The sequence below is a fragment of the Streptomyces sp. SAI-135 genome (genome assembly GCF_029893805.1).
Taxonomy (GTDB): domain Bacteria; phylum Actinomycetota; class Actinomycetes; order Streptomycetales; family Streptomycetaceae; genus Streptomyces.
In genome coordinates this window covers 7,689,742-7,702,654 of sequence record NZ_JARXYP010000002.1, presented here as the reverse complement: position 1 = coordinate 7,702,654, position 12,913 = coordinate 7,689,742, and the positions used below count along the sequence as shown (strand labels likewise).

Genomic DNA, 12,913 nt, shown 5'->3' with positions numbered 1-12,913 from the left:
CCCACTGACAGCGCCGGGGTCCGCCCGGTCACACCCCTGAGGACGCCGTCGGAGCCGATCACGTTGACAGGGTGCACCCGGATGCCAATACTGACTCCCCGTTCAGTAACAGTCCACCGCAGCGGAGCCCCCGTGACCACCCCCTTGCTGTCGCTCACCTGGACCGACCACGTCACCGGCCGCCAGGGCTTCCTGGTCGTCGACCGGCTGGTGCGGGGTGTCGCCAGCGGCGGCCTGCGGATGCGGCCGGGCTGCACGCTGGAGGAGGTCACCGGGCTCGCCCGCGGCATGACCATGAAGGAGGCCCTGCACTACGACCCCGAGGCGCGGTACGTCCCGCTGGGCGGGGCGAAGGGCGGCATCGACTGCGACCCCCGGGATCCGGAGGCGTACGGCCTGCTCGTGCGCTACCTGCGCGCCGTACGGCCGTACATCGAGAGCTTCTGGACGACGGGTGAGGACCTCGGTCTCAGCCAGGATCTGGTGGACCGGGCGGCCTCGGAGGCCGGCCTGGTCTCCTCGATCCAGGCGGTCTATCCGCTGCTCGACGACGAGGCGGCGGCCCGTCGGCGACTCGCGGACGCGTTCGCCGTGGAGGTGGACGGCATCGGGCTGGACGCGCTGGCGGGCGGCTGCGGGGTGGCGGAGTCGGCGCTCGCGGCCCTGGACGCGGCGGGAGTGCCGTACGCGGGCACGCGCGTGGCCGTGCAGGGGCTCGGCACCATGGGCGGGGCGACGGCCCGCTTCCTCACGCGCGCGGGGCTCACGGTCGTGGCCGTCGCCGACATCAAGGGCACGGTCTTCAACCCGGACGGGCTCGACGTCGAGGCGCTGCTGGCCGCACGTGATGCCCACGGCACCGTGGACCGCTCCGCCCTGCGCCCCGCCGACCGCGAACTGCCCGGTGATGCCTGGCTGTCGCTCGATGTGGAGGTGCTCGTGCCCGCGGCGGTCTCGTACGCGATCGACAGCTCCGACCAGGAGCGCGTCCGGGCCCGTTGGATCGTCGAGGCGGCCAACATGCCCGTCCGGCCGGCGGCGGAGGCGCTGCTGGCCGCGCGCGGGGTGACCGTACTGCCGGACGTGGTGGTCAACTCCGGGACGAACGCCTGGTGGTGGTGGACCCTGTTCGGCGACATCGGCGCGGACGCGGACGATGCCTTCGCACACGTACGGCGGTCCATGCGTGCCCTGGTCGAGCAGGTGCTGGCCCGCGCCGAGGCGGACGGCATCTCGCCGCGGGCCGCCGCGCACGCGCTGGCCGCGGACCGGTTGCCGGTGATCGCCGAGCGGTTCGGCCGGTACCGCTGACCTGGCCGGTACCGCGCTACCGCACAGGCGAACGGATTAGGGTGACCTTGTGGCGAGAGTGCGGTTGACAGTGGCCGAGCGGCGCGAGGAGCTGCTGCGGGCCGCGATCGAGCAGATCGAGGCACGGGGCGTGGCGGCCGTCCGGATCGCCGACGTGGCCTCGGCGCTCGGGGTGAGCAACGCCCTGGTCCTCTATCACTTCTCCACGAAGGAGAAGCTGGTCGCCGCCGCGTTCACCTACGCCGCCGAGGACGACCTGGCACGTCTGCGCAAGCTCCTCGGCCGCCGCACCAGTGCCCTGCGCCGGCTCAGGTCGGCCGTGCGCTGGTACGCCCCGACGGGCCAGGCCAAGGGCTGGCGCCTGTGGATCGAGGGCTGGGCGGTGGCCCTGCGCGAGCCGGCGCTCCAGGAGGTCACCCGTGACCTCGACAGACGCTGGAAGGCAGCGCTCGCGGAGGTGATCGCCGAGGGCGTCACCGCGGGCGAGTTCCACTGCCCGGACCCGGCCGCCACCGCCCTGCGCCTCACCGCCCTCCTGGACGGCCTGGCCGTCCAGCTGACGTCCTACGCGGGCGCGGTGCCCAGGTCACGGGCCCAGGAGTGGGTGGACGAGGCGCTGTCCCGGGAGCTCGGACTGGACGCAACGAAGCCGGCGTAGCACCGGGACACCCGCCGAACGCCCCGACCACGAACACCGGACCCACCCCGCCGCACCAGCAACCGCGCACACCTCAGCCATCTCACGCCACGAGCCCCGCCCAGCAACAGCAGGCAGTCGGGACGCTCACCAGAGGCGCGAACCACGAACGCCGGACACACCCCGCCCGGCCCTGGCACACCAGCACCGCGCACGCCTCAAGCCGCCGCACGCCGCAAGGCCCACCCAGAAACCGCACGCAGCCGGGACAGCCCCCCGCCCGCCAGACGCCTCAACCACGAACGCCCGACACACCCCACCCCCGCCCAGGCACACCAGCACCGCGCACGCCTCAAGCCGCCGCACGCCGCAAGGCCCACCCAGAAACCGCACGCAAACGAGACGCCCGCCCCGCCCGCCCAGCCCGCGCCCCAGGGAGACGCGGGCCCGACACGGAGGCCGACCCCGCCCGCTCCTCAAGCCACCGATGCGATCCGCGTCTTGATGTCGTCCGGCGAGAGCACACCCTTGGCGGTCACGTGGTCCCCGGAGGACTCGCCCCGCAGCCGGCGTCCGATCCACGGCACCAGGAACTCCCGCGCCCAGTGCACGTCGTCCCGCCGCACGTCCAGCGGCCCGCGAGGGGGAAGCGGCGGCCAGGGCTGGTCCGGGTCGGCCGGGACCTCGAGGCCCAGCACCTGTCCCGCGCGGAGCGCCACGCGCGTGTGCCCCTCGGGAGACAGGTGCAGCCGGTCGTTGTCCCAGGCCCGCCGGTCCTGGATGGTCTTCAGGGACCACAGGTCGAGCACCGGGCACCCGTACCGGTCGGCGACGGCCCGCACATGTCCGTTGTACGTGGCGATCTTGCCGCGCAGATGCTTGAGCACGGGCACACCACGGGTGTCGAAGCCGGTCGTCACCATGACCGTGCCGCACGCCTGCGTGAGCCGGGCGACGGCCCGCTCGAAACGTTCGGCGACCTCGTCGGGATCGGTACCGGGCCGGATGATGTCGTTGCCGCCGGCGCAGAACGACACCAGGTCCGGTGCCAGTTCGACGGCCTGCGGAAGCTGGTCCTCGACGATCTGGTCGAGGAGCTTCCCGCGTACCGCGAGGTTGCTGTACCTGAAGTCGCCCTCGGGCCGCCGGTCCGCGAGAAGCACCGCGAACCGGTCGGCCCAGCCGACGAACGCCCCGTCGGGGCCGGGGTCGCCGACGCCCTCGGTGAAGCTGTCCCCCACCGCCACGTACGACCCGATCACTGAGCTGCTGTCATTCTTCGAATCGTCTGCCACAGCCGTTCATGATTCACCTTCGAATGTGACCTACGCGACCGTAGGAAGGACTTGACGGTCGGTGAGATAAGCCACTCCTAAAGTGTTGGCCAACTGAGGAATAGCCCTCTCATCAGGAATGTTGACGCTGCGACCGCCACACCCTGAAGTCACTGATCCTGAAGTGGCTCCAGGTCGTCCGGAACGCGAAGTGCCCGCTCGTGTAGGGCTCCGGGTCGGTGTAGTCGAAGACCGGCCGCCCGTTGTTCCACCACTGCACCCTGGAGCCGTCGGAGACGATCCGCACCCGGTTCGGCTCGTTCGCGACCAGCAACGGCTCGGTGTAGTCGCGGATCAGGGGCCGCACCCCGGCTTCTTCGACGTAACGGCGCAGCCGTGTCGTGGTGTTGTAGTTGGCGCCGTAGCCGGAGTAGTAGGTCTTCAGGTGGTCGTACTCCGCGAGCGCCCCGCCCCGGTGGGTGGCGAAGAGGTCGTCGGGGGACCTGACGTCGACCGCGTTCCAGAAGTTGTTCAGGTCGGACACCCGGTCGTTGACCCCGCCCGCGGACACGGGGACGGCGGTGTACTCCAGGACGTACGGCCCTTCGAGCCGCTGCCTGAACCAGATCGTCGCACCGGCCGGCACATCGACCTCCAGGATCCCGCGCCGCGCGGTGACCGTGCCGCCCTGCTCGAGTTCGACGGCCCAGCGGCCGAGACCGTGGCGGAAGTCGTCGTGGGCGACGAGGCGGCGGTGGCGGGGCGAGGCGCTCGCGGTGGCCGCGGGGGCGAGGGCGGTCAGGGCGGCACCGGCGGCGAGGACCCCGAAGGCTCTACGCGTGGTCGTCATGGCGACGGTTCCTTCCGTGCAGGGACTGGACCCTTTAGAAAGCGCTTGCGCAGCAACGGAGTTCACTGTGCCCCGCCCCTCCCCCGCCTGTCGACGCCCAGGGCGCGGCCGCCACAAGAACGCAACGAAGCGATCATGGCGGCGCAGGCAGACGCAGGCAGACGCAGCCGGGTACGGCCGCGCGAACACCGAAGGCCGGACCCGGGGATCGGGGTCCGGCCTTCGGTGGCGCAGGGGGGTCGTCAGCCGACGGCGACGCCCTTGGAGCGGAGGTAGGCGACCGGGTCCACGTCGGAGCCGTAGTCCGGCGTGGTGCGGATCTCGAAGTGCAGGTGCGGGCCGGTCACGTTGCCGGTCGCGCCGGAGAGGCCGACCTGCTGACCCGCGGTCACGGCCTGGCCGGCCGAGACGGAGAGCTGGGACAGGTGGGCGTACTGCGCGTAGTAGCCGTCGGCCAGCTTGATGACGACCTGGTTGCCGTAGGCGCCGCCCCAGCCGGCGGAGACGACCGTGCCCGCGCCCACGGCCTTGAGCGAGGTGCCGGTCGGGACGACGAAGTCGACGCCGGTGTGGTAGCCGCTGGACCACATGCTGCCCGCGACGCGGTAGCCGGTGCCGACGGTGGCACCGCTGACCGGCAGGGTGAACCCGCTGGAGCTGCTGGTGGTGTCCGAGCTCCGGGTGGCGGTCGTGGAGTTCGAGGAGGCCTTCTTCGGCTCGGCCTTCTCGGTCTTCGCGGAGGAGGGAGCGGAGGACGAAGCGGAGGACCGCGTCTTCGGCGCGCTCGTCTTGGCCTTCTTGCCGATCGAGAGCTTGAGGCCCGGGTGGATCAACGACGGGTCGTCGCCGACGGCCTCACGGTTGTCGGCGTAGAGCTTCTTCCAGCCACCGCTGACGTTCTGCTCGTCGGCGATCTTCGAGAGATAGTCGCCGGCCCGCACCGAATAGGTGCGCACGGTCGCGGTCTTCGCGGCGGACTTCTTCGCGGCCGTCTTTTCGGCGGACTTCTGCGTGACCGGAAGCGACTGAACGGCCTTTTCCGAAACGGACTGCGGGGTGGCGGCGTGCGCGCCGGTGGCCCCCATGAGCGGGAGGGCGAGCGCGGCACCCCCGGTTCCGGCGACGGCGATCGAGCGGGTGAAGCGCTGGGACTTCGGGCGGCGGTGCTTACCCTTCGCGGGCATGGCGAATTCCTCTCCGGCGCCTGCGAGGTGAGCTGTCGGGTGCGGGCTGGAGATGCCCGGCCGCGCCGAGACGCGGCTTTACCCCTAGCCGTTCCGGAGACCGGAACAGGCGTTTTACCTGTGGGTCCCCCGCTCCTGCCGTGCACGGGTGAGTGGGTGTGGGGAATCCGTTCGGCGGCAGGATTGGGCGTCCGACCGGATCGGTGGCGAACGTAAACGAGCAAGACGCAAAGGGACAAGTGAGAGGTTGCGCGGGAAAGCGTTTTACTTGATCCCTTGTGAGATTTACCGGTCACCCTGCGTGGATCGGACGCCCTCCACCCCCTCGAATCCCCTTGATAACCCTGCGAATTACGTGAACATGACGGGCGACACACCGTCACGGATATGACGCTCCTCACGTCACGAATTCACAGGAACCCGCACGCCGGGCGGAGTTGGGCGGAAGCAGCCAATTCGGACAGAAACCCTAGAGCCGACGCAGTCGGATAACCGTCGCATCGAGGTCACCGCGCAAGCCGGTGCGAAGTCCGTGATGCAGCAGTACGCCCCCTCGGTGCACTTCGCCCGTTTCAAGGCATTCGTACGACGCGTCCGGGTCGAGTCCGCGCAGCCGCAGCGCGGGCACGGGCTCGCCGTACTTCTGTGCCTGAAGCCAGGCGAGGACGACGGTCTCGTCCCCGAGGACGTACTGCACCGCGCTCTGCCCGCCCCGCGGAGGCCGCAGCCGATACAGGTCGCCGCGCTGCACCACGGGCCGGATCTCCTTGTACAGAGCCACCCAGCGACCGGCTTCGGCCAGCTCCTCCTCGGTCCACTCTGCGAGGTCCCCGCCGACCCCGAGCACTCCGGCCATCGCGCTCACGAACCGGAACCGCAGCGAGCTCACCCGTCCGTTGAGCTGCGTGTTGGGGCTGTCGGTGACCCAGGCGGCCATCACGCGCGCGGGGTGGATCTGACTGAAGCCGTGCTGGATGGCGAGCCGGTCGAGCGGGTCGGTGTTGTCGGAGGTCCACACCTGGTCGGTACGGCTGAGCACCCCGAGGTCGATCCGGCCCCCGCCTCCCGAGCAGGACTCGAACGCCACACCGGGGTGCGCCGCCCGCAACCGGTCCAGGAGGGCGTAGAAGCCGCGCACATGGTCGACCCACAGGCGCTGCGGGTAGGGCTCGCCGGGCCAGCCCGCATCCGTGAAGCAGCGGTTGAAGTCCCACTTCACGTAGTCGATCGGGGCCGAGGAGAGCAGGGTGTCGAGCTGCTCCCACAGGTACTCCCGCACATCCTCGCGGGCGAGGTTCAGTACGAGCTGATTGCGAAATTCCGTCCGCTTACGTCCAGATTGGTACTGCACCCAGTCCGGGTGGGCGCGGTACAGCTCGCTGTCCGGGTTGACCATCTCCGGCTCGACCCAGATGCCGAACTGCATGCCGAGCGCGCGCACGTGGTCACCGAGCGGCTTGAGGCCGGAGGGGAAGCGGTCGGGGTTGGGTGCCCAGTCGCCGAGCCCGGCCCGGTCGCTGGTGCGGGCGCCGAACCAGCCGTCGTCGACCACGAACAGCTCGACACCCATCGCCGCGGCCCGCCGGGCGAGGGTGCCCTGCTGCTCCTCGGAGATGTCGAAGTTCGTGGCCTCCCAGGAGTTGAACAGCACGGGCCGGTCCTGGTCCGCGTCCGGGATGACGTACGCACGCTGGTAGGCGTGCCAGGCACGGCTCGCGCCGCCGAAGCCGCCGTCGCTCCACAGACCGGCGAAGACGGGTGTCGTGAAGGACTCCCCGGCATCCAGCCGGAGCAGGCCCGAGTCGTCGTGTCCGGCGCCGCCGGTGATCTGCACGCGCGCGTCGGGCAGTTGGGCCACGGAGATGCGCCAGGATCCCGACCAGCCGAGAGCGACGCCGTAGACCTCGCCGGCCTCCTCGGCGGCCCCGGTGTCGAGCGCGACCCACGGCAGGTGCTGGTGCCCGGTGTGGCCGCGGCGGCTGCCGATGACCTTCTCGCCGTAGGTCAGCGGCGTCCGGGTGAGCAGGGACTCGGCGGCCCAGCGGCCGTGCAGCTGGGACAGCCGCCAGCCGTCCTCGCGGTCGGGCAGGGTCCAGGTGGCGGAGTCGGCACGCAGCAGCTCGACCGGCTCCGGGCCCTGGTTGTCCAGGGTCACCCAGCGCTCCAGGACGTCGTCGCGCATCCGGTAGCGCAGCGTGACGGCCAGCCCGGCGTCGCGGAACCGCAGCCGCAGCTCGTCGTCCCCGGTGTCGTACGCCTCGAAGCTCCACTCGGTGCCGCGCCGCTCGCCGGTGCGCACGGAAAGGGCGGGCCGGGTGAAGCGGGGGCCGCCCTCGACGGGGTACTCCTCGCGGCCGTCCAGCGGGGACTCGAAGGGCCAGTACTCGGGCAGCGGACGGACGGCGAGGGCCTCCGCGTCGGCCAGGGCGATCCTCGGACCCCAGTGCAGATGCAGCAGCTCGTCCTCGGCGGTGAGGTGCAGGGCGTAACTGCTGGCCGGCCCGGACAGAATCCACGTACGGCCGTTCTCGGCGATCTCCAGCATGGTGCTTCCTCACAGATTCGAACAGGTGCCAACAGGTGCGCTCAGGCCCCAACATCATCAAGGGCCAAGGCCCTGGCTGCAATGGCTGTGGACAAGTCATTGCCGACCCTGTGGACAACTCATCACCCCAGGAAGCCGTGTCGTATCGTCGAGAGCGTGCCCCGTCGACGAGCCGCGTCGGCGGAGTCCGGCTGGGAGGAGCCCCCGTGACGCAGCAGATCCCGTCGACCGAACCCGACCTGGCAGGTGTCCGCAATTTCCGTGACGTGGGCGGACTGCCGACAGTGGACGGGCGGCGGGTGCGGTACGGAGTGCTGTTCCGCAGCGGTCACCTCGCGCACGCGACCGAGGACGACGCGGCCTTCCTGGCCTCCCTCGGCCTGCACACGATCTTCGACTTCCGCAACGCGGCGGACCAGAAGCTGGAGGGGCCCGACGTCGACCTGCCGGGTGTCACCAATGTGAACCTGCCGCTGAGTGATCCGGCCGAGGGCACCTGGTTCTGGAAGATGGTCCGCGACGGCGACATAGAGCAGCTGCGCGAGCTCCTCGGGGACGGCAAGGCCGCGCAGCGCATGATCAACTCCTACCGCACGATGGTCAAGGAGCGCACCGCCGAGCACTCCGAGGTGCTGCGCTCCCTCGCCGCGGACAGCGTGCCCGCCCTCATGCACTGTGCGGCCGGCAAGGACCGCGCGGGCCTGTCCGTCGCCGTGACCCTGCTCGCCCTGGGGGTGGAGCGCGAGGCGATCATCGCCGACTACCTGGAGTCGAACGCCAAGCACCGCCGCTACAAGGTCCGCCGCACCAGCACCTCCGCCGACGCCTACTCCCCCGAGGTCATGGAGCTGCTCAGCCCCCTCTTCGAGGCACGTGCCGAGTATCTGACGGCGGCCTTCGAGACGATCGAGGAGACCTGGGGAGGTGTCGAGACCTATCTGGAGGAGGGCCTCGGCCTGACTCCCGAGCGCCGGGAGCGGCTGCGGGAGCGCCTGCTCGACTGAGCCGTACGGCCGCTACTGCCCGGCGCCCACCCTCGAAGAGCAGGTAGATGAAGGCCGCGAAGACGTGGCCGACGGCGAGGTAGATGATCAGGCGCACCCACAGGGCGCGGGGGAACTTCTCCTCCATGTCACTCATGGCGTCTCTCCAGGGGTGGGGCCCAGGCACAGCGTGGCCGTGGGGCTCTGCAACAGGGTGTGGACGAACAGGAGCTCGACGCCGTCGGGATCCTGGGCGGCGATGCGGTGCGGGGTCAGCGAGTCGAAGTGCGCGCTGTCCCCCGGGCCGAGCCGGTGTGTGGTGTCCCCGAGGCGCAGCCGCAGCCGGCCCTTGAGGACGTACAGCCATTCCTCGCCGGGATGCACCCGCACCATGTCGCCCTGGGAGCCGTGCGGCACCTGCACGCGCAGGGCCTGCATGCCACGGCCGGCGGCGCCCGCCTGGAAGTAGGTCCAGCCGCCCGCCACGGTCGGTTCCATGTCGGCGGACCGCACCACGGCGTCCCGGTCGGCGGCCGTCTCGCCCAGAAGTTCCGAGACGGTCGTACCGTAGATACGGGCGAGGGCGAGCAGCATCGGCAGCGACGGCTGGCGCTGTCCGGTCTCCAGCCGGGAGAGATGGGCGGGCGACAGGCCCGCGGCACCGGCGGCGGCCTCCAGGGTGAGGGAGGCGCGCCGGCGCAGTGCGCGAAGCTGGGGAGCCACCGAGGGCAGCTCCGTGAAGGCTTCCGGGGAGGTCATACCTCCATTGAGCCGGACCTTTGCCTCTGCGGCAAATTTCTTGCCTCAGAGGCAAAACCCTTCCGGTGGGCAGCTCCTTACCGGTTGGCCACCGCCTGCTTCACCAGCGTCTTGCCGAAGTCCCACATCAGCCCGCCGCCACTGTGGGCGTCGTCCATGACGTCCGTGAAGGCGTCGACGAACCGGTCCACCTCCCGCTCCCCGACGACGAGCGGCGGGATGAGCTTGATGACCTCCAGGTGGTCGCCCGAGACCTGGGTGAGGATCCGGTGCCGCTGGAGCAGCGGCACGACGACCATCTGCGCGAACAGACCCTTGCGAGCGGCCTGGAGCATGGCCCAGCGGCTGCGCAGCTTGAGCGACTTCGGCCTGCCGAACTCGATGCCGATCATCAGGCCGCGGCCCCGCACGTCGGCGAGCAGTTCGTACTTGTCGACCAGTTCCGTGAGCCGGGACCTGAGCAGATCGCCGGTGGCGCGGGCGTTCGCGACGATCTGTTCGTTCTCCATGACCGACAGGACGGCGAGACCGGCCGCCATCGCCTGGGCGTTGGATCCGAAGCTCGCCGAGTGCACCAGCACCCGGTCCATGGACGAGTAGACCTTCTTGAAGATCCAGTCCTTGCCGAGGGTGGCGCCGACCGGGACATAGCCGCCGGAGAGCGCCTTGGCCACGCACACCAGGTCGGGTTCGACCCCGTCCTCGTGCTGGTAGGCGTAGAAGTCCCCGGTCCGGCCGAGCCCGGTCTGCACCTCGTCGGCGATGAGCAGCGCCTTGTGCCTGCGCAGCAGCTCCTGCGCGGACCGCAGATACCCGGGCGGCGCCTCGTGCACTCCCTTGCCCTGGATCGGCTCGACGACCAGGGCGGCCACGTCCCCCTTCCTCAACTCCGCGGCCAGGGCGTCCAGGTCACCGAGAGGGACGGCCGTGTCGGGCAGCAGGGGCGCGAACCCGTCCCGGAAGGCGGACTCGCCGTTGACCGACAACGAGCCCGTGGTCAGCCCGTGGAAGGCGTGGTCGCAGTACAGGACGCGGGGCCTGCCGGTGGCGTACCGGGCGAACTTCAGCGCGGTCTCGACCGCCTCGGTGCCGCTGTTGCCGAAGAACACCCGGTCCAGGTGCGGGGTGTGCGTGAGCAGCCTCTCGGCCAGCAGCCCGGGCAGCGGCTGGCAGTCGAAGCGGGTCAGGTCGGCGAGGGAGGCGTCCAGGACGTCGTGCAGGGCCTTGCGGACGACGGGGTGGTGGCGCCCGAGCCCCATCACCCCGAACCCGGCGAGCATGTCCAGGTAGTCGTTGCCGTCCTCGTCCCAGAAGTAGGCGCCCTCGCCCCGCTCGTAGACCTTGTCGAAGCCGATGGTGTGCAGCATGCGCGGGAGCTGGTGGTTGAGGTACTTCCCGTGCAGCTCGTAGCGCTCGGCCCCGCGCTCGGCCAGGAGTCTGCCGAGGTCGAACTCCGTGGTCATCCAGCCGTCTCCTTGACTTCGGCCTGTGCCTTCACGGCCAGGCTCGCACTGATCCGCCCCGCCACCTCGACCGGCGTCAGACCGATGTCGGCGAGCACCTCGCCGCGTTTGGCGTGCGCGAGGAACTGCTCCGGGATCCCGAACCGCCGTACGGGCACGTCGACTTCGGCGTCCCCGAGGGCCAGTGCCACGGCCGCGCCCACTCCCGCGGCCCGGCTGTTGTCCTCGACGACGGCCACCAGCCGGTGTTCCGCCGCGAGGCCCGGCAGCGCGGGGTCGACGGGTTTGACCCACCGCGGGTCCACGACCGTGCAGTTGATGCCGCGCGCCTCCAGCAGTTCGGCGGCCTGGAGGCAGACGGGCGCCATGACGCCGACGGCGACCAGGAGAACGTTCGGCACGTCCGGGGAGCGGTGCAGTACGTCGAGACCGCCCACCCGGTCGACCGCCGGCACCGCGGGACCCACCGACTCCTTCGGAAACCGCACCAGGGTCGGCGCGTCGTCCACGGCGACCGCCTCCCGCAACTGCGCCCGCAGCTGATCGGCGTCCCGGGGCGCGGCGATCCTGAGGCCGGGCACGACCTGGAGGATCGACATGTCCCACATGCCGTTGTGCGAGGCCCCGTCCACCCCCGTGACCCCGGCCCGGTCGAGGACGAAGGTGACCCCGCACCGGTGCAGGGCGACGTCCATCAGGAGCTGGTCGAAGGCCCGGTTCAGGAAGGTGGCGTAGACGGCGACGACAGGGTGCAGCCCGCCCGTCGCGAGACCCGCCGCGGAGACCGCCGCGTGCTGCTCGGCGATGCCGACGTCCCACACCCGGTCCGGGAACCGCGCCGCGAACTTCCCGAGCCCGACCGGATGCAGCATGGCCGCCGTGATCGCCACGACGTCCTCCCGCTCCTGTCCGATCGCGGCGATCTCGTCGCCGAACACCGAGGTCCAGGACGGTCCGTTGGACGGGGCGAGCGGCTCACAGGTCAGGGGGTCCATCACCCCGACGGTGTGGAAGTGGTCCTCCTCGTGGGCGAGGGCGGGCTCGTAACCGCGCCCCTTCTCGGTGAGGCAGTGGACCAGCACCGGCCCGTGGAACCGCTTCGCACGCCGCAGGGCCGACTCGACGGCCCCGACGTCGTGTCCGTCGATCGGGCCGACGTACTTCAGCCCGAGGTCCTCGAACATGCCCTGCGGCGCGAAGGCGTCCTTGAAGCCCTTCTTCGCGCCGTGCAGGGACTCGTAGATGGTGTTGCCGACCACGGGGGTCTTCAGGAGGACGTCCTTGCCCCAGGCCAGCACCTTCTCGTAACCGTCGGTCGTGCGCAGGGTGGGCCAGGTGGTTGGCGAGGCCGCCGATGGTCGGCGAGTACGACCGCTCGTTGTCGTTGACGACGATGATCAGCGGCCGGTCCTTGGCGGCCGCGATGTTGTTCAGCGCCTCCCAGGCCATGCCGCCGGTGAGCGCGCCGTCGCCGATGACCGCGACCACGTGCCCCTTCTCCCCCTGCACCTGGCGGGCCTTGGCGAGCCCGTCGGCCCAGCCGAGCGCGGTGGAGGCGTGGCTGTTCTCGACGATGTCGTGCTCGGACTCCTCGCGGGAGGGGTAGCCGGACAGGCCGCCCTTGCCGCGCAGTTTGGAGAAGTCCTGACGCCCCGTCAGGATCTTGTGCACATAGCTCTGATGGCCGGTGTCCCACACGATGCGGTCGACCGGTGACTCGAAGACCCGGTGGAGTGCGATGGACAGTTCCACCACCCCCAGGTTGGGCCCGAGGTGTCCGCCGGTCCTGGCCACGGCGTGCACCAGGAACTCCCTGATCTCTTCGGACAGTTCACCCAGATCCGACTCGGACAGCGCCTTCAGGTCGCGTGGTCCCCGGATGTTCTCCAAGATGGTCACGCTCGGGC

The 12,913-nt window shown here is 70.6% G+C and carries 9 protein-coding genes, 2 pseudogenes and 1 riboswitch; of the genes and pseudogenes, 3 read left to right on the top strand and 8 right to left on the bottom strand.

Going from position 1 to position 12,913, the window contains the following annotated elements; all coding sequences use genetic code 11:
• Positions 1 to 132 precede the first annotated feature (132 nt).
• Together M2163_RS39180 and M2163_RS39175 are read left to right on the top strand one after the other, a co-directional pair.
• A complete protein-coding gene (locus tag M2163_RS39180) occupies positions 133 to 1,311 on the top strand; it encodes a glutamate dehydrogenase (protein ID WP_280848163.1) in 1,179 nt (392 codons plus the stop codon).
• 49 nt (positions 1,312 to 1,360) lie between these two features.
• Positions 1,361 to 1,969, top strand: a complete 609-nt coding sequence (locus tag M2163_RS39175) for a TetR/AcrR family transcriptional regulator (protein WP_280848164.1) — start codon at positions 1,361 to 1,363, stop codon at positions 1,967 to 1,969.
• A 455-nt stretch (positions 1,970 to 2,424) separates the two neighbouring features.
• On the opposite strand, the gene M2163_RS39170 is transcribed toward M2163_RS39175, so the two are convergent.
• From M2163_RS39170 to M2163_RS39155, 4 genes are all read right to left on the bottom strand, one after another.
• The gene (locus tag M2163_RS39170; RefSeq protein ID WP_280848165.1) at positions 2,425 to 3,210 is read right to left on the bottom strand and encodes an SGNH/GDSL hydrolase family protein; all 786 of its coding nucleotides are present in this window, start codon (positions 3,208 to 3,210) and stop codon (positions 2,425 to 2,427) included.
• Positions 3,211 to 3,355: 145 nt separating this feature from the next.
• Positions 3,356 to 4,072, bottom strand: a complete 717-nt coding sequence (locus M2163_RS39165; protein ID WP_280896360.1) for a DUF6250 domain-containing protein — start codon at positions 4,070 to 4,072, stop codon at positions 3,356 to 3,358.
• 242 nt (positions 4,073 to 4,314) lie between these two features.
• Entirely contained in the window at positions 4,315 to 5,256 is a 942-nt protein-coding gene (locus tag M2163_RS39160; protein WP_280848167.1) for a M23 family metallopeptidase, read from the bottom strand.
• 4 nt (positions 5,257 to 5,260) lie between these two features.
• A riboswitch (cyclic di-AMP (ydaO/yuaA leader) is annotated at positions 5,261 to 5,425 on the bottom strand.
• A 300-nt stretch (positions 5,426 to 5,725) separates the two neighbouring features.
• On the bottom strand, positions 5,726 to 7,801 hold the full coding sequence (locus M2163_RS39155; RefSeq protein WP_280896359.1) for an alpha-galactosidase: 2,076 nt from the start codon (positions 7,799 to 7,801) through the stop codon (positions 5,726 to 5,728).
• A 206-nt stretch (positions 7,802 to 8,007) separates the two neighbouring features.
• Here M2163_RS39155 and M2163_RS39150 point away from each other — a divergent pair, with 206 nt between their 5' ends.
• On the top strand, positions 8,008 to 8,805 hold the full coding sequence (locus M2163_RS39150) for a tyrosine-protein phosphatase (RefSeq protein WP_280896358.1): 798 nt from the start codon (positions 8,008 to 8,010) through the stop codon (positions 8,803 to 8,805).
• Between the two features lie 19 nt (positions 8,806 to 8,824).
• Here M2163_RS39150 and M2163_RS39145 read toward each other — a convergent pair.
• The 4 genes and pseudogenes from M2163_RS39145 to dxs all read right to left on the bottom strand — a co-directional run.
• Positions 8,825 to 8,941 (bottom strand): annotated as a pseudogene (locus M2163_RS39145) (DUF6126 family protein); the annotation flags it as partial.
• Positions 8,938 to 9,543 (bottom strand): XRE family transcriptional regulator, encoded by a 606-nt coding sequence (locus M2163_RS39140; RefSeq protein WP_280896357.1) that lies wholly within the window; start codon positions 9,541 to 9,543, stop codon positions 8,938 to 8,940. The pseudogene M2163_RS39145 and the gene M2163_RS39140, both read right to left, overlap by 4 nt.
• A gap of 77 nt (positions 9,544 to 9,620) precedes the next feature.
• Positions 9,621 to 11,006, bottom strand: coding sequence for an aspartate aminotransferase family protein (locus tag M2163_RS39135; protein ID WP_280896356.1), 1,386 nt, complete (start codon positions 11,004 to 11,006; stop codon positions 9,621 to 9,623).
• Positions 11,003 to 12,905 (bottom strand): annotated as a pseudogene (gene dxs / locus M2163_RS39130) (1-deoxy-D-xylulose-5-phosphate synthase). Before dxs ends, M2163_RS39135 begins: the two are co-directional and overlap by 4 nt.
• Between the last annotated feature and the right edge of the window lie 8 nt (positions 12,906 to 12,913).